This is a genomic window from Massilia sp. YIM B02763, assembly GCF_030412015.1.
In the GTDB taxonomy this organism is placed as follows: Bacteria; Pseudomonadota; Gammaproteobacteria; order Burkholderiales; family Burkholderiaceae_D; genus Telluria.
Window position 1 is genome coordinate 88008 of the sequence record NZ_JASNRD010000012.1, and the last position, 17066, is coordinate 105073.

The 17066-nt window shown below is 65.9% G+C and carries 11 protein-coding genes; 4 read left to right on the plus strand and 7 right to left on the minus strand.

The annotated features are described in order from the left end of the window. The first annotated feature begins 119 nt into the window (after positions 1 to 119). The gene (locus tag QPK32_RS16180; protein WP_290413818.1) at positions 120 to 1673 is read left to right on the plus strand and encodes a class I adenylate-forming enzyme family protein; all 1554 of its coding nucleotides are present in this window, start codon (positions 120 to 122) and stop codon (positions 1671 to 1673) included. 314 nt (positions 1674 to 1987) lie between these two features. Here QPK32_RS16180 and QPK32_RS16185 read toward each other — a convergent pair whose 3' ends face one another. Continuing rightward, a complete protein-coding gene (locus tag QPK32_RS16185; protein ID WP_290413819.1) occupies positions 1988 to 2224 on the minus strand; it encodes a hypothetical protein in 237 nt (78 codons plus the stop codon). A gap of 213 nt (positions 2225 to 2437) precedes the next feature. Between QPK32_RS16185 and QPK32_RS16190 the strand changes: the two genes are divergently transcribed. Then, positions 2438 to 4699 carry a family 1 glycosylhydrolase gene (locus tag QPK32_RS16190; RefSeq protein ID WP_290413820.1) on the plus strand — a complete coding sequence of 754 codons (2262 nt, stop codon included), beginning with the start codon at positions 2438 to 2440 and terminating at the stop codon, positions 4697 to 4699. A 121-nt stretch (positions 4700 to 4820) separates the two neighbouring features. Here the strand turns inward: QPK32_RS16190 and QPK32_RS16195 are convergent, their stop codons facing one another. Together QPK32_RS16195 and QPK32_RS16200 are read right to left on the minus strand one after the other, a co-directional pair. Then, complete coding sequence (locus tag QPK32_RS16195) at positions 4821 to 5288, minus strand: hypothetical protein (RefSeq protein ID WP_290413821.1); 468 nt, start codon at positions 5286 to 5288, stop codon at positions 4821 to 4823. A gap of 12 nt (positions 5289 to 5300) precedes the next feature. Next, positions 5301 to 6722, minus strand: a complete 1422-nt coding sequence (locus QPK32_RS16200; protein WP_290413822.1) for an RHS repeat-associated core domain-containing protein — start codon at positions 6720 to 6722, stop codon at positions 5301 to 5303. 548 nt (positions 6723 to 7270) lie between these two features. Between QPK32_RS16200 and QPK32_RS16205 the strand changes: the two genes are divergently transcribed. Then, positions 7271 to 8224: a VirK/YbjX family protein gene (locus tag QPK32_RS16205; protein ID WP_290413823.1), complete on the plus strand. Its 954-nt coding sequence runs from the start codon at positions 7271 to 7273 to the stop codon at positions 8222 to 8224. Between the two features lie 177 nt (positions 8225 to 8401). Here the strand turns inward: QPK32_RS16205 and waaF are convergent, their stop codons facing one another. Genes waaF through QPK32_RS16220 form a run of 3 tightly spaced genes read right to left on the minus strand, consistent with a single transcriptional unit; the run spans position 8402 to position 12409 of the window. Continuing rightward, the gene (gene waaF, locus QPK32_RS16210) at positions 8402 to 9448 is read right to left on the minus strand and encodes a lipopolysaccharide heptosyltransferase II (protein WP_290413824.1); all 1047 of its coding nucleotides are present in this window, start codon (positions 9446 to 9448) and stop codon (positions 8402 to 8404) included. After that, the gene (msbA, locus tag QPK32_RS16215; RefSeq protein ID WP_374046757.1) at positions 9445 to 11190 is read right to left on the minus strand and encodes a lipid A export permease/ATP-binding protein MsbA; all 1746 of its coding nucleotides are present in this window, start codon (positions 11188 to 11190) and stop codon (positions 9445 to 9447) included. Before msbA ends, waaF begins: the two co-directional genes overlap by 4 nt. Further along, positions 11168 to 12409 carry an O-antigen ligase gene (locus tag QPK32_RS16220; protein ID WP_290413826.1) on the minus strand — a complete coding sequence of 414 codons (1242 nt, stop codon included), beginning with the start codon at positions 12407 to 12409 and terminating at the stop codon, positions 11168 to 11170. Before QPK32_RS16220 ends, msbA begins: the two co-directional genes overlap by 23 nt. A gap of 55 nt (positions 12410 to 12464) precedes the next feature. Here QPK32_RS16220 and QPK32_RS16225 point away from each other — a divergent pair, with 55 nt between their 5' ends. Next, positions 12465 to 13292 carry a glycosyltransferase family 2 protein gene (locus QPK32_RS16225; protein WP_290413827.1) on the plus strand — a complete coding sequence of 276 codons (828 nt, stop codon included), beginning with the start codon at positions 12465 to 12467 and terminating at the stop codon, positions 13290 to 13292. A 222-nt stretch (positions 13293 to 13514) separates the two neighbouring features. Here the strand turns inward: QPK32_RS16225 and dnaE are convergent, their stop codons facing one another. After that, the gene (dnaE, locus tag QPK32_RS16230; protein WP_290413828.1) at positions 13515 to 17009 is read right to left on the minus strand and encodes a DNA polymerase III subunit alpha; all 3495 of its coding nucleotides are present in this window, start codon (positions 17007 to 17009) and stop codon (positions 13515 to 13517) included. Positions 17010 to 17066 lie beyond the last annotated feature (57 nt).

Below are 17066 nucleotides of genomic sequence, written 5' to 3' on the forward strand. Positions count from 1 at the left end.
AGCGGTTCTTGTCGGCAGGATCATAAACCGCCGGGCGGATGGGGGGCGCATGACAGGGACGCACGGCCCGGTTATCATCGCCGGTTCTCCGGCCCGGCCGGACCCCAGCAAGGAAGCGCATGAACCAGGAATTCGACGTGGCGCAGCTGCTGGCCGGCCTGCCGGCCCGCATCGACGCCATTCCCCGCGCCGTCGCCGCGCGCACGCCCGGCGCCCCGGCGCTGGCCGAAGCCGGCCATACCGTCACCTACCGCGCCCTGGTCGACGCCGTCGACCGCCACGCGGCGCTGCTGCGCGAACTCGGCGTGCGCCGCGGCGACCGGGTGCTGCTGGCGAGCGAGAACTGCGCCGCCCAGGTGGCGCTGATCTTCGCGGCATCGACCGTGGGCGCGTGGATCGTCAACGTCAATCCGCGCCTGACCGCGCCCGAGCTGGATGGCATCGCCGTGCACAGCGGCGCGCGCATCGCGCTGTACACGGCGGGGGTGTCGGCCGAGGCGGCGACGCATGCGGCGCGCGCGGGTGCGCAGGCCTGCCCCGGCTTCGACGGCCTGATGGCGGGGCCGCGCAGCGACGATTGCATGCCGGAAGCCGACGGCGACGACCCCGTCGCCGCCCTCGTCTACACGACGGGCACCACGGGCCAGCCGAAGGGCGTGATGCTGAGCCACCGCAGCCTGCTGTACGTGGCCGCCGTGTCGAGCCGCCTGCGCGGCCTGGTGCCGCAGGACCGCGCCTGGGGCGTGCTGCCCATCTCGCACGTCTACGGCCTGACCTCGGTGATGCTGGGCACCCTGAGCGCGGGCGCCTGCCTGCAGCTGGCGCCGCGCTTCGCGCCGCAGGAGATGCTGGCCGCCATCCGCGACGAGGGCCTCACCATCGTGCAGGGCGTGCCGGCCATGTACGCGCGCCTGCTGGCGCTGCCCGGCATCGCCGGCACCCGCTCGCCGTTACACCTGCCGTCGCGCCTGCGCTTCGCCTATGCCGGCGGCTCGCCGCTCGACCCGCAGCTCAAGGAGCGCGTCGAGGCGCTGCTCGGCACGCCCCTGCACAACGGCTACGGCCTCACCGAAGCCGCGCCCACGGTCAGCCAGACCCGCCTGGACGCGCCCCGCGCCGACACGGCCGTCGGCCTGCCGATCCCCGGCGTCGAGGTGCGCCTGGTCGACCGCCACGGCAACGACCTGGCCGGCGACGGCACGCCGGGAGAACTATGGGTGCGCGGCCCGAACCTGATGCGCGGCTACTACCGCGAACCGGCCTTGAGTGCGGCCGCGCTGCGTCCCGGCGGCTGGCTGAACACGGGCGACATGGCGACCCGCGCGGCGGACGGCGCGCTGTCCATCGTCGGGCGCAGCAAGGAATTGATCATCCGCTCGGGCTTCAACGTGTTCCCGCTGGAAGTCGAGACGGCGCTCAACAGCCACCCGGGCGTCACCCAATCGGCGGTGGTGGGCAGGCCGTGCGCGGACGGCAACGAGGAAGTGGTGGCGTTCGTGCAGCCGGCACCGGGCGAGGCGCCCGCGCCCGACGAACTGGCCGCCTGGGCGGCCGCGCGCCTGGCGCCGTACAAGCGGCCGGCGCGCATCGTGGCGCTGGCGGCGCTGCCGGCGGCGCCGAGCGGGAAGGTCCTCAAGCACGTGCTGGCGAAGATGGCGCTGGAATTGCCGTAAGCGGTACGCAATGGTGGGCACGTGGTGCCCACCCGACGGCCACGGTGATTAACGCACGTTACCGGATGGTAGGCACGTGGTGCCACCCTACGCCACGGTGATTAACGCACGTTACCGGATGGTGGGCACGTGGTGCCCACCCTACGCCACGGTGATTAACGCACGTTACCGTCGCCCCTGCGCAGGCAGGGGCCTAATTTGACCTCGGTGGCGCTCTGACAAAATTGGGCCCCTGCCTGCGCAGGGGCGACGGGGTTTTCCGCTGCCGTTTTCCGCTGCCGTTTTCCGTAGCCGTTTCCCACCGCCGTTTTCCGCTACCTGCGCCGCTTCTTCCAGTTGTAGTCCGGCCCCGTCACGTCCACCCCCGGATGCCCCACCACGTCCGGATGCTCCGAGCACATCGTCACGAAGCGCACGCCCTCGCCTTCGCGCTGGCGCCGGCGCAGGTCCTCCATGAAGCGCATCGCATCCACCATCGCGTCCGTCCCGAAGGCCTGCGCATGCGGCGTGCTGCCGGCGGCATCGGCGATCGTCCAATAAACCATGTACATCGTTTCTCCTTTTGCGCCTCGGCGCTTCCTCCGGCAGCATGTCGGCGCGCCCCGTGTCCTGTCAAGGAGCGTGTCCAGCGGCCAGTGTCATATATAAATTGACTATGCACGTAGGACTACTCCTAAATCTTTCCTATATGTGGGCCACCCCACACAAGGAGGTGGATCGCTTGTCTAGGCTAAGGCCTTGGATCAAATACGCAGGAAACGCTCATGAACCTCAACAGTCATATTCAGCCAGCAACTTCTCCGCTCCAGGTCTGGGGCGGTCTCGAATGCACCGTCAACCGCGTACGCGACGAATACTTTTCCCAGATGGACCGCAACGGCCATGCAGAGCGCCTGCAGGACCTGGAGCGCTTTGCCTCGCTCGGCATCAAGGCCATCCGCTACCCCGTGCTATGGGAACGCACGGCGCCGGACGGCATCGAGTCGGCCGACTGGTCATGGTCCGACGAACGCCTGCCCGTGCTGCAGCAACTGGGCGTCTCGCCCATCGTCGGCCTGATCCACCACGGCAGCGGCCCGCGCCATACGAGCCTGATGGCCCCCGATTTCGCCGACAAGCTTGCCGAATACGCGGGCGCCGTGGCGCGCCGTTATCCGTGGGTCGAGTACTGGACCCCGGTCAACGAACCCTGCACGACCGCGCGCTTCTCCGGCCTGAACGGCGTCTGGTACCCGCACGGCAGCAGCGAGGCGGAATTCATCCGCGCGCTGATCAACCAGTGCCGTGCCGTGGTGCTGTCGATGCAGGCGATCCGCGCCGTCAACCCGGACGCCAAGCTGGTGCAGACCGACGACCTGTCGCGCACTTACGGCACGCCGGAAATGGCCGAGATCACCAACTTCTTCAACGAGCGCCGCTGGCTCGGCTGGGACCTCTTGTGCGGCAAGGTCGACGAACAGCACGCGCTGTGGAACTACCTGCTCGAGAACGAGGCCACGGCCGAGGAGCTGCTGTGGTTCAAGGAGAACCCCTGCCCGCCGGACATCATCGGCGTCAACTACTACATCACCAGCGAGCGCTGGCTCGACCACCGTCTGGAACGCTATCCGGAAAGCCGCCGCACCCAGTACCGCGGCATCCCCCACGCCGACATCGAATGCCCGCGCGTGCTGGCCACGCCGACGCCGGGCGTGGGCCCGCTGCTGCAGGAAACCTGGGACCGCTACGGCCTGCCGATCGCGATCACCGAGGCCCACATCGACGCCAACCGCGAAGACCAGCTGCGCTGGCTCGTCGAGATGTGGAATGCGGCCAAGAAGGTCCAGCAGGGCGGCGCCGACATCCGCGCCGTCACCGTGTGGGCGCTGCTCGGCTCCTACGACTGGAACTGCCTGGTCACGGCCTGCAACGGCTACTACGAATCCGGCCCGTACGACGTGCGCGGCCCGCAGCCGCGCCCGACCGCCGTCGCCACCCTGATGCGCGAGCTGGCCAGCGGCCGTCCGCTGTCGGCCCCGGTGCTGCAGGGCCAGGGCTGGTGGCGCCGGCCGGGACGCTTCCTGGCCAAGCCCGTGGCGACCCGCACGACGGTGGCCGACATCGCCGAACGCGGCGCCTTCCGCTCCACCTTCCCGCAACCGATCCTGATCACGGGCGCCACCGGCACGCTGGGCCGCGCCTTCGCCCGCATCTGCGCGGAACGCAACCTGGCCTGCCACGTGCTGACGCGCCAGGAGATGGACATCGCCGATCCGGCCTCGGTGGAGGCGGCGATCGTGCGCTTCAAGCCCTGGGCGATCATCAACGCCGGCGGCTACGTGCGCGTCGACGATGCCGAGGAGGACGTCGAACGCTGCATGCGCGAGAACGCGCACGGCCCGACGGTGCTGGCGCTGGCCGCGATCCGCCATGCGCTGCGCTTCGCGACCTTCTCCAGCGACCTGGTGTTCGACGGCACCCTGGGCCGTCCCTACGTCGAGTCCGACCGGGTATCTCCGCTGAACGTGTACGGCCGCAGCAAGGCCGACGCCGAACGGCGCGTGCTCGATTCCGACCCGCAGGCCCTCGTCATCCGCACCAGCGCCTTCTTCGGCCCGTGGGACGAGCACAACTTCGTCACGCAAGCGCTCGACGCCCTCGGCAACGGCCGCGAATTCGCCGCCGCCGGCGACATGATGGTCACGCCGACCTATGTGCCGGACCTGGTCAATACCACCCTCGACCTGCTGATCGACCGCGAATGCGGCATCTGGCACCTGAGCAACGGCGAGGCGATGAGCTGGGCGGACCTGGCGCGCCGCGCCGCGGAGGCCGCAGGCGTCGATGCAGGCGGCCTGCGCGAGATCTCCGCCGCCGACATGGGCCTGCGCGCGCCGCGCCCGGCGGCAAGTGCCCTGAGCAGCGAACGCGGCATGCTGCTTCCCTCGTTCGACGACGCGCTGGCGCGTTACTTGAGTGACCGGGAGGCAGTTAATGCCGCGGACGGCAGCAGAATGTTCGAGTACGTGCACACGAAAGAGGCTTGAATGCGATTTTAAGTGGCGCAAAGACAAGCAGAGGGCCCCTTTCTCTTTCAGAAAGGGGCCCTTTTTCGTTCACTGCTTCGACAACATGTGGTAGCTGATAGCTCAGCACCCGCGAAATCCTCTAGAAATCCTTACACACATAGGCCGCTAAATCGTTTTCCGGGGTAAAAGGCAGCCAGTAAAATGGCGCTTTTATTGCCAAAGTGTAGACATCTGCGCCAGGCACGACTATAAGATCGTCCCCATTGCCCGTGCATAACATAAATCCACATTCAGCTTCGTACTCATCTGAAAGGTAGACAAGCTTTTGAATTCTCCGTACCTCCGACCAAGATAGAGGCAGGCTCACCATTTCCGGAGCGTCGTCCGCGTTGACCACTTCGAACGTGAGCGTGCCAATCTCTTCCCAACCGCCGATGCCGTGCATATCTACACCCACCTTGAGAGTTCGGCCATCGCATAACCGCAGCCACAATGTCGCTGGCGGCCCGACCTTTGGGGTATTAATTGCATAAGCACTTAAGCCATTGGACAATCCCGCTGCCAATGCGGGGGCAGAAACCACATCAAAACACATTACCTTCTTCACAATATCTCCTAATTAATAGTGAAGGGTTTCAGGCAGCTTGTTGTCATTACCGGGTATCTCAATGCGAGGGCCGTCGCCTGGGTTCTTGGTGCCGGGGCGAATCCAAACACCATTATCGCCGACCTGCGCGCCAGGAATTTTGCTTCGGCCATCACTATCTGGGAACGGTTTTCCTGTACCACCAGTCAACTTATCAAAATCCTTTTCAGCATCGCCAGTTCCACCATTTTCTGGCGTAAGTGGTCCGCTCGTATGGCGCTTTCCGCTATTACTTGGGCCTGCACGCGGGTCGCTTTGGTCGCCAACCAAGTCGCTGGGAACTGGCGGCGGGCTGTTCTTGTTCGGCTTTGAGGCGTCTGCCGAGTCACTTCTCTTGGGTCCCGAATGGTTACGCCACACGTCAAATGCACGGTTCATGACGGCTCTGGCCTGCGGGTCGGTCGCGTATTTCCAGGCACCGACTGCGAGCACGGTAGCTCCGCCTACAAATCCCACTACGATTGCATTCCTACCGTCAGGATCAACGTAGCTGTACGGATTATTGTTCACATAGCTATAGCGGTTGAAGTTACTTCCCGTAAGCACGTCGGCCGCTACTGGGTCGTTACTCAAAAATCGTCCGGCCACCGGATCATAATACCGCTGCTGCATGTACGTCAGGCCAGTATCCGCATCGTTCACATGTCCCGTGAACCCAATCGTGGGCGTCGTACCGGCTGCGACATAGCCATAGGGTTCATAGCTCGTGCGGCTCACGACCTGGCCGTTGGCGTCGGTACGTGCCACAGGGCTACCAAGGCCATCGGTATGGATGTACGTGACGCCGTTTGACGCGGTCGAGCCAGCGGCAGTCGTCATTGTTTCCGTATAGGTCGCTGTTCCGCCAGCGCCGCTGGCCGTCCAAGTACAGGTCGACGGATAGTTGACCCATCCCGATTGCGCCGTCATCGTGCGCGATCCATTGACTGCGAGCGATTCATTGACGGTATAGCCGGTCCCTCCGGCCGAACACGTATGCACGAGCGATGTCGCATTGGAAGTGCCCCAGGTCATGGAGAAAGCTTGTCCAGCCGTCATGGCCGTGTGCGATGCGCTGATCGTAGGCGCCGGCGTACTAGTGACCGGATCGACGACGATGTAAGTGGTGCTTGTCTGGCCGAAACGCTGGTGGTATTCCCACACCATCCCCCACTGGAAGGGATATGTGCCAGAGCTCGTCGGCGCACGCATTTGGAAGCTGAAAGTCGTATTCTGACCAGGTGCGACACTCGACGTATTCATGCTGACACGATTCACCCCCCAGATCATGTTGTCGTCCGGGTTCGCAAGAAGATAGTCAGGCGTCGTCCACGTTACGTTCCCCGTGTTTTTCAAGGTCAGCGACACATTGTAATAACTGCCTGCCGTTACCCGCGAAGGTACATTGGCGGACACGACTTGGGCATCGTAGACTGGTGACGGGGCAGTGACGGTGATCGTTGTAGAGGCGACTGGGCCGAACCAGTACGCGCCCTCTCTTAACATGCCCCAACTGAAGCTGTACGTTCCGGGTGTCGACGGGGCCGTAATCGTGAAACCGAAAACTGCCTGACTTTTCGGTGTGACTACGCTGGCGAGTTCTACCCGGCCAGTTCCCCAGATCTGATTGTCTTGGGGGGTTTTGCGACCCGAGCCTGTAGGGATTGGTAACACCAGGCCACCCTGGCGCGTTACCTGAGCGACCGGGAAGCGGTGCAGGCCAGGGCCGAAACTGGCACCGCGGGGTTTGCGAAGAGCAAGGAAGCGTAAGCGGGCGGCCGGGGTAGCGACGCCCCGGCCGTTGTTTCTGAACATTACAATTTGTCCATGGTATTTACGGCAAGCATTTCGCATTGATACACTGCGTTACATGACGTTACCCTGCGTCACTTAACGTGTATCGAGGTCCACATGCCTGCCGTCCTGCGTTGCCTCCCTGCCGATCTCGCGCCGGAGCGGCGCGCATGAAGCTGTACAGCCCGGAACGCGGCCTGGCCGAACGCCTGGTCGCCATCGCCCTCCCATCCGTGACCCTCGCCTGCGCCGTGCCGCCGCACCTCGCCGGCATGCGCCGCTGGCGCGAACTGGGCAAGATCCGCCTGCGCGCCCTGCAGCACCGGCGCCTCGCCCGGGACTGGCTGACCCTGCTGAATTCGCACCCGGCGTTTTCCGACTACGTGCGCCAGTGCCCGCGCTTCCTGTACAAGGCCTTCCGGCCCTACTGCACCCACGCCATCACGCCGGAACAGCGCCTGGAGGCGATCCACGCCCACTACCTGTTCATGTTCCGGCGCGGCCTGGGCGACACGGTGGCGCGCGCCAGCCGCGGGCCGGTGGTGCTGGCCGAGGCGGCCGGCCGGAGCGGCCTGCCCTATCAGGTGCAGCTGCGTACGATCGACCGCTTCGACCGCGAGGGCGAACTGGTGCTGCAGCTGGCGCAGGACGACAAGATCGTCTACACGGTGGCGTTCACGGTGGCGCCGCGCGACGGCCGCCCCACGCTCTCGATCGGCTGCGTCCAGGGCGGCAAGACGGAGGATGCGCGCGAGGCGATCCGCCTGGCCACGCGCGAGCTGCACGGCATTCGCCCGAAGCAGCTGATGGTGACGCTGGCGCGCCAGCTGGGCCACGAATACGGCTGCGAGCGCATGCTGCTGGTCTCGAACCGCAACCGCGTGATCTACAAGGCGATCCGCCACGGCCGCGTGCTGGCCGACTACGACCAGCTGTGGGAAGAGCTGGGCGCCGTGCGGCGCGCCGACGGCGACTACGAACTGGATTGCGCGCCGCTGGAGGCGCCGGACCTGGAGGCGATTGCGTCGAAGAAGCGGTCGGAGGCGAGGAGGCGGCATGCGCTGGTCAGTGCGCTGGCGGAGGGGGTGTGCGTGGCGTTGCGCGCACGGGATGCACGCATCTGATTCCCGTCGTCCCTGCGCAGGCAGGGACCCATACTGAGCATCAGAATTCAGTACGTCGAATACACTCCGGTATATCCAATATGCGGACGTTGGAAACTCGGCATGGGTCCCTGCCTTCGCAGGGACGACGTGGTGTTTGTTCCGTGTTTCCCATACGCCCGCCCGGGCGCACATCGCTCACCCGCCCAGGATCGGCGCCAGCTCGCGCCACACCCGGTCGACACTCATCTTGTTCATGCAATCGTGGTGCCCCAGCGGGCACTCACGCTTGCGGCACGGCGAGCATTCCAGGCGCAGCGACACGGTGCGCGACAGGTCGGACAGCGGCGGCGCGTAGTCCGGGTCGGTGGAGCCGTACAGCGCCACCACCGGGCGGTTCAGCGCCGAGGCGATGTGCAGCAGGCCCGAGTCGTTCGAGACCACGGCGCCGGCCTGGGCGATCAGGGCGATCGCGTCGTCCAGCGAGGTCTGGCCGGCCAGGTTGACGACGGCGGGCGCGGCCTGGCCGGCGCATTCCTGCACCTGGTCGCAGGTCTCGCGGTCGTTCGGGGAGCCGAGCAGCGCGATCTGCACGCCCGGCACCTGGGCCGCGACGCGCTCGGCCAGCGATCCGTAGTGGGCCGGCGGCCAGCGCTTGGCGATGCCGAACTCCGCGCCCGGCGCGAACACCACCAGCGGGCGGTCGAGGTCCAGGCCCAGGCGCGCGCGCACGTCGTTCGATTCTTCTCCGCCCACGATCAGGATCGGCCGCACCGCGTGCGGCGACGGCAGTTCCGGCTCGCGCGCCAGCGCCGAGTAGAACGGCACCATCGAACGGCGCGGGACGTCGTCGTGGTGCATCACGTTGACCATCCCGTAGCGCATCTCTCCCTTGTAGCCGATGCGGCGCGGGATCCTTGCCAGCCAGGGGATCAACGCGTATTTCAGGGTATTCGGCAGCACGTAGGCGTCGCTGTAGTTGCGCTCCTTGAGCAGGCGCGCGTACTTGAAGCGCTCGCCCAGCTGCAGGGCGCGGTGGCGGAACGGCGTCACGAGGATGTCGTCCGCTTCCTGGATGCGGCGCCACACGGGCACCACCTGCGGCGGCGCCAGCACGTCGATAGGGCGCTCCGGATGCTGCTGCTTGAGCATGCGCAGCAGCGGCTGGGCCATCACGGCGTCGCCGATCCAGTTCGGCGAGATGACGAGGGTGCGCGGCCCGTTCTTCATGTCGTTCCCGTTCATGACGCTTCCGCCACGTTGGTGAACTGCAGGCGGTACAGGTTGGCGTACATGCCGCCCAGCGCCAGCAGCTCGTCGTGCGTGCCCTGCTCGACGATACGGCCGTGTTCCATCACGACGATGCGGTCGGCGCGCTCGATGGTCGACAGGCGGTGCGCGATCACGAAGGTGGTGCGGCCGGCCATCAGGGTGTCGAGCGCGGCCTGCACGGCGCGTTCGGATTCGTTGTCGAGGGCCGACGTGGCTTCGTCCAGGATCAGGATCGGCGCATCCTTGTAGATCGCGCGCGCGATCGCCACGCGCTGGCGCTGGCCGCCCGACAGGCGCATGCCGTTCTCGCCGATCATCGTGTCGACGCCTTCCGGCAGGCGCTCGACCACGTCCGTCAGGTGGGCGGCGCGGATCGCGGCCATGAGGCGCGCCTCGTCCACGTGCTCGACGCCGTAGGCGATGTTGGCGCGCAGCGTGTCGTCGAACAGCACCACGTTCTGGCTCACCAGCGCCAGCTGCTCGCGCAGCGACGCCATCTTGATGTCCTGGTAGGGAATGCCGTCCAGCAGGATGCGGCCCGCGTTCGGCTCGTAGAAGCGCGTCACCAGGTTCACGAAGGTCGACTTGCCGCCGCCCGACATGCCGACCAGCGCGACGGTCTGGCCGGCGCGCACGTCGAGCGACACGCCATCCAGCGCGTTCGCATGGGCGTTCGGGTAGCGGAACACGACGTTCTCGAAGCGCACGTTGCCCAGCGCGCGGCCGAGCGTGCGGGTGCCCGGATCGTGCTCGACGGGCGCGTCGATCATCTCGAACACGGTCTCGGCGGCGGCGATCCCGCGCTGCATGGGACCGTTGACCTCGGCCAGCGCCTTCAGCGGCGTGAGCAGCATCAGCATCAGCGTGACGAAGTTGGTGAATTCGCCCACCGTCATGCCGGCCTGCAGGGCCAGCACGACGACGAGGGACAGCGCCAGCGAGGTGGCGATCTGGGTGACGGGCGTGGTGGCGGCGAAGGCCACCGTCATGCGCTGGGAGAAGCCGCGCAGCGCCTCGCTGCGCAGGTAGAAGCGGCGGCTCTCGTAGCGCTCGCCCGAGAACACGCGGATCACCTGGTGGCCGCGCGCCGCCTCCTCGACCACTTGCGTCATCTCGGCCGTGACGCGCTGGTTCTCGCGGTTCAGGTGGCGCAGGCGCTTGCTGGTGGTGCGCACGATGACGGCCGTCAGCGGCACGACGACGATGGCGACCAGCGTCAGCTTCCAGTTCAGGTACAGCAGCGAGGCGAGCAAGCCGATCACGACCAGCACGTCGCGCACGAAGGAAATGAAGACGGAATTGATCATGTCGACGACCTGGCGCACGTCGCCGACCACCGTATTGATCACCTTGCCGGTCGATTCTTCATGGAACCTGGCTACGGGCAGGCGCAGCAGGCGCTCGAAGGCCTTGGCGCGCAAATCGTTCAGCACGCGGCTGAGCACCCAGTTGTTGTAATAGGCGGTGGCGAAGGTGCCAATGCCGCGCAGGACGAAGATCGATACCAGCACGCCCGGGATCCACCACAGCGAGAACTCGACCTTGTCGTTGAAGCCCTTGTCCATCAGCAATTCCAAAGCCTTGCCGAGCAGCGGCTGGGTGGCGGCCGTCAGCGCCATCGCGAGCAGCGACAGGAAGGCGCGCCCCCGATAGGGCTTGAGGATCGCCCACAGGCGCTTGATGATGATACGGTTATCCAATTTTATCTTTCGCATTCAGGCAGAAGCCCATCAGCATGAACACCATGAGCGCATAGAACAGGCTGCCTTTCATCGACCAGAAGATCACTTCGGTCAATCCGAATCCAATATAGCCGAGCACGACGAACGTCCCGGCCAGCGCCGCGGCGAACTGCGGCGCCTGCGCATCGCGGCCGAGGCGGCGCAGGAAAAACGCCAACGGTGCCACCAAGATACTGGCCCAGAGCACGAACCCGACCACGCCCCCCGTCGCCAGCGCTTGCAACCCGTCATTATGCAGGTGCGGCAGCTCCAGTACCAAGGGATCGAGGCGTCCTTGTTGTGCAAATTCGGCAAGACGTGTCCTTGCAGCATCGAAATCGCGTCCCAGCAGCGGTTTTTCCTCGATCAGCATCGCCGCGCCCTTCCACAGCTCGAGGCGGGTGCCGACATTCGTCCAGACGCTGCCGCCTTCGTACCAGGTCTCGGCGTCGCGCACGCCTTCGGCGAAGCGTTCCTGCACACCCAGTGCCGGCACGAACCACGACGTGCCCAGAAGCAACAATCCGGCGGCCAGCAAGCCGCTCAGCGCGCGGCTGTCGATCATGCGCACGCGCGGCGCCAGCACCAGGGCCACCAGCAGCAGCGAAATCCAGCCGCCCCGGGTGCCCGTCAGGATCGAGGCCGCCAGCCCGGCCAGCACGCCGGCGCCGCACAGCAGCGTCTCACGCCGGGACGCGCGCAGGTCGATCGCGCCGGCCAGCGACAGCAAGCCGAGCAGCAGGGCCAGGTCGCCGAAGGTGATCGCATTGATCAAGCCGCCCGGACGGTCGATGTGCAGCGCCAGGCGCTGCCAGCCGATGAAGGCCAGCGACGCCAGCGCGCCCGTGCTCGCGCCCCACCAGAGGGCGCGGCGCGGCGCGTTCGACACCAGCACGGCCACCAGCGCGGTGAGCGCCAGGAACATGCGGGCCGGCTTTTCCACCGGCCCCATCGAGGCCCCGCGCACCAGCGCGCAACCCTGCACGAACACGAAGTACAACAGGAATGCCAGCACTACCCACCGTACTTGGGGCCAATGGCTGCGCAGCGCATCCCGACTGGGTTTGAACCAGATCAAAGCGCTGATCAGGAACAGAAAACTGACAAGACTGACGCCGAACAGCGTGACGAGGCTCAAAAAGGGTAACAAGAAAGCCAGGGCGCCGATCCAGTTCCGGGCCGGCGCCCCCATATTCGTCGAATTACTGTTCATTGATGTTCTTGTGGGATACTCATGCCCCTGAATACAGCAGTGTACATCGGACCTTATGCGGCACGCACAGACAATCTCGGTCGTGATCACCACCTATAACCGGCCAGACGCGCTGGAGGCGGTGGTTCGGGCATGTTTCATGCAGAACGACAAGAATTTCGAAATCATTATCGCTGATGACGGCTCGACTGCCAACACGCGAACCTGCATCGAGCGCCTGGCGCAAGGCAGCCCCGTGCCTGTTCAACATGTCTGGCAGCCGGACCAGGGATTCCGGGCGGCCATGGCGCGCAACCGGGGCACGCTGGCCGCCACGGGCGAGTACATCGTCTTCCTGGACGGCGACTGCATTCCCCAGCGCGACTTCATCGCGCGCCACCGGGCGCTGTCCGAACCCGGCTGCCTCGTCTCCGGCAGCCGCATCCTGCTGGACGAGGCGCTGACGCGGCGCGTGCTCGACGAGGGTGTCGACGTCGCCGTGGCGCCGCTGGCGACGCGCCTCGGCTGGCGCCTGCGCGGCCACATGAACAAGGTCTTGCAGCTCGCCGTGCGCTGGCCGGACCTGGGCCGCACGACGAAGAAATTCAGCTGGCGCCGTATCAAGAGCTGCAACCTGGGCGTCTGGAAGAGCGACCTCGAGCGTGTCAACGGCTTCGACGAGAGTTTCACGGGGTGGGGCCACGAGGATTCCGACCTGGTCGTGCGCCTGTTCCACAGCGGCGTACTGCGCAAGGATGGCGCGTTTGCCACCGAGGTATTTCATTTGTGGCATCGGGAAGCGCAGCGGGACCAGGAATCGAGCAACCGGCGCGTGGTGCTGGAGCGGGCGGAGGCGAAGGTGACGCAGGCGACGGTGGGGTTGCGGGAACACCAGGCCGCGTGACCGCATGCGGTGCGGTGGGCACGTGGTGCCCACCCTACGTTACCTCCGCAATAAAAAGCGCCGTCGTCCCTGCGAAGGCAGGGACCCAATCTTGTATGCGTTGCAGTTGCGCGTGAAAAATTGGGCCCCTGCCTTCGCAGGGGCGACGGTATTTTCGCAGGGGCGACGGTATTTTCGCATGGGCGACGGTATTTTTTGGGGCGACGGTATTAGCGCCGCGTCCTAGTACTCGACCGCCACCTCTTTCGCCCCCAGCTGCAACTCGAGCGCATGCTTGAGCTCATCCGACGGCGCCACCCGCCAGTCGTCGCCCAGCTGCAGCGTGCACGGGATGCCCTGCGGCGTCACGCGCAGGCTCACCGGGAGGCCGTCGGTCTGGCGGTAGGGCTGCAGGATCTCCGCCAGCTTGGACGGTGAGGCCGTGCAGGCCAGGTCCATCTCCAGCTTGTGGCCATACTGGATGCGGGCCGCGGCGATGTCGAAGGCCTTTTCGGCCGTGATGCGCAGGCCGCCGTTGAAGCGGTCTTCCGATACCTTGCCCACCACCAGCAGGAACTCGTCCTCGCGGAAGATGTTCTTGTTCTGCTCCATCAGCTCGTTGTAGATCGTGACTTCGACCACGCCCGACTTGTCGTCGAGCTGGACGATCAGGATCTTGCCGCGCTGCGTCAGCTGGGTGCGCACGCCGGTGATGACGCCGCACAGCATGCGCGGGTCGCGCGACGGTTCCAGGTCGGAGAGCTTGGTCTTGGCGAAGCGCCGCACCTCCTTCGCGTAGGAGTCGAACATGTGGCCGGACAGGTAGTAGCCCAGCGCGATCTTTTCCTCGGACAGCTTCTGGCGGTCCGTCCACGGCGTGGCCTTCACGTATTCCGGCGGGGCCACCAGGTCGCTGTCGTCGCCGCCGAACAGGCTGACCTGGTTGGCGGACGCCGCGGCCTGGTCGGCCACTTCGATGGCGAAGCTCACGGAGGCCAGCAGCACCGCGCGGTCCACGCCGAAACAATCCATGGCGCCGGCGCGGATCAGCGATTCGATCGTGCGGCGGTTGATCTGCTTGCGGTCGACGCGCTTGCAGAAGTCGAACAGGTCCTTGAACTTGCCGCCTTCCTCGCGCGCGGCGATGATCGCCTCGATCGCGCCCTGCCCCGCGCCCTTCACGCCGCCCAGGCCGTAGCGGATGTTCGACACCTGCTTGCCGGTGACGGAACGCGGCTGGCCTTCCGGGGTGAAGCGGAACTGCGATTCGTTCACGTCCGGCGGCAGGATCGTCAGCTTGCAGACGTCGATCGAATCCTCGACGAGGATCTTGATCTTCTCCGTGTCTTCCATGGCCAGCGACATGTTGGCTGCCATGAACGCGGCGGTATGGTGGACCTTCAGGTAGGCCGTGTGGTACGACAGCAGCGCGTACGCGGCCGCGTGCGACTTGTTGAAGCCGTAGCCCGCGAACTTCTCCATCAAGTCGAAGATCTCGTCGGCCTTTTCCTGCGTCAGGCCATCCTTGGCCGCGCCGGCGCGGAAGATCTCGCGGTGCTGCGCCATCTCTTCCGGCTTCTTCTTGCCCATCGCGCGGCGCAGCATGTCCGCGCCGCCCAGCGAGTAGCCGCCGACGATCTGCGCCATCTGCATCACCTGCTCCTGGTAGACCATGATGCCGTAGGTCTCGGACAGGATCGACTCGGTGCGCGGGTCCGGGTAGTCGAACTTCTCGCCGTGCTTGCGTTTGCAGAAGTCCGGGATCAGGTCCATCGGGCCCGGACGGTACAGCGCCACCAGCGCGATGATGTCCTCGAAGCGGTCGGGCCGCGCATCCTTCAGCATGCCCTGCATGCCGCGCGATTCAAGCTGGAACACGGCGACGGTCTTCGCCTCGGTGAGCAGCTTGTACGACGGCCGGTCGGTCAGCGCCACCTTGGCCAGGTCGAACTCCGCATCCTGCGGATCGAGCGCGCGGATGTAGTTGACGGCGCGGTCCAGGATGGTCAGCGTGGTCAGGCCCAGGAAGTCGAACTTCACGAGGCCGGCCGCCTCCACGTCGTCCTTGTCGTACTGCGAGACCACGCCGGCATCGCCGCCCTGCGTGTACAGCGGGCAGAAGTCGGTCAGCTTGCCGGGGGCGATCAGCACGCCGCCGGCGTGCATGCCGATGTTGCGGGTGATGCCTTCGACCTGCTGCGCCAGGTCGAGCAGCTGCTTGACCTCCTCCTCGTTCTCCAGCCGCTCCTTGAGCAGCGGCTCCTCCTCGATCGCCTCGGCGATCGACACCGGCTTGCCCGGCTTGAACGGGATCAGCTTCGACACGCCGTCGCAGAAGGTATAGCCGAAATCGAGCACGCGGCCCACGTCGCGGATCGCGCCCTTGGCCGCCATCGTACCGAAGGTGGCGATCTGCGAGACCGCGTCGCGGCCGTACAGGTCCTTCACGTGCTGGATGACCAGCTCTCGCTTTTCCTGGCAGAAGTCGATGTCGAAGTCGGGCATCGAGACGCGTTCCGGGTTCAGGAAGCGCTCGAACAGCAGGTTGTACTTCAGCGGATCCAGGTCCGTGATCTTGAGCGCGTACGCGACCAGCGAACCCGCGCCGGAGCCGCGGCCCGGCCCGATCGGCACGCCGTTGTTCTTGCCCCACTGGATGAACTCCGCCACGATCAGGAAGTAGCCCGGGAACTTCATCTTGATGATGGTCTCGTTCTCGAACTGCAGGCGCGCCTCGTAGCGTGGCCGTTCCTTCTCGCGCTGCTCCGGGTCCGGATACAGCTGGACGAGGCGCTCTTCCAGGCCCTTCTTCGTTTCCGCGACGAGGAACTCGTCGATGGTCATGCCCGGGGTCGGGAAGTTCGGCAGCTGCGGCTTGCCCAGCGTGAGGGTGACGTTGCAGCGCTTGGCGATTTCCACCGAGTTGGCCAGCGCGCCCGGCAAGTCCTTGAACAGCTCGGCCATCTCGGCCTGCGACTTGAAGCACATGCCTTCGTTGAAGCGGCGCACGCGCTTGGCGTTGGCCAGCATCTCGCCTTCCGCGATACAAACGCGCGCCTCGTGGGCGATGAATTCGTCCTTGCTGATGAACTGGACCGGATGCGTGGCGACCACCGGCAGCCCCAGGCGGCCCGCCAGCGCCACCGAATGGCGCACCTGCTGCTCCTGGTTCGGCTGGCCGGCGCGCTGGATCTCGACATAGAAATGCCCCGGGAAGATCTGCGCCCAGCGCCGCGCGCAGGCCTCGGCCTTGGCTACGTCGCCGTTGTCGATGGCCTGGCCGATGTCGCCGAACTGGGCGCCGGACAGCACGATCAGGCCGTTCGCCTGCGGCACCTCCGGCTCGAGCGTGGAGACCGAGGTCGCCAGCGCCTCCAGCCACTCGACGCGGATCTCGGCCCGGCCTTTGTATTGGTTGGTCAGCCACGCCTTCGACAGCAGTTCGCACAGCTGCAGGTAGCCGGTGCGGTTCTTGCACAGGATGAGCAGGCGGAACGGCTTGTCGCGGTTGTCGTCGTTGGTGATCCAGGCATCGACCCCGACGATCGGCTTGACCCCCTTCCCGCGCGCCGCTTTATAGAAGCGGACCAGGGCGAACGCATTGGCCAGGTCGGTGACCGCCACGGCCGGCTGCTGGTCCTTGACGGCGGCCGCGACCAGGTCGTCGATGCGGACCAGGCCGTCGACGATCGAGTATTCCGAGTGAACGCGAAGGTGGGTAAAAGTCGGGGAAGTCATCCGGGCATTTTACCGCGACCGGGCCGGGTCCGGGATCCCGGCTTGCCGGATTGCATA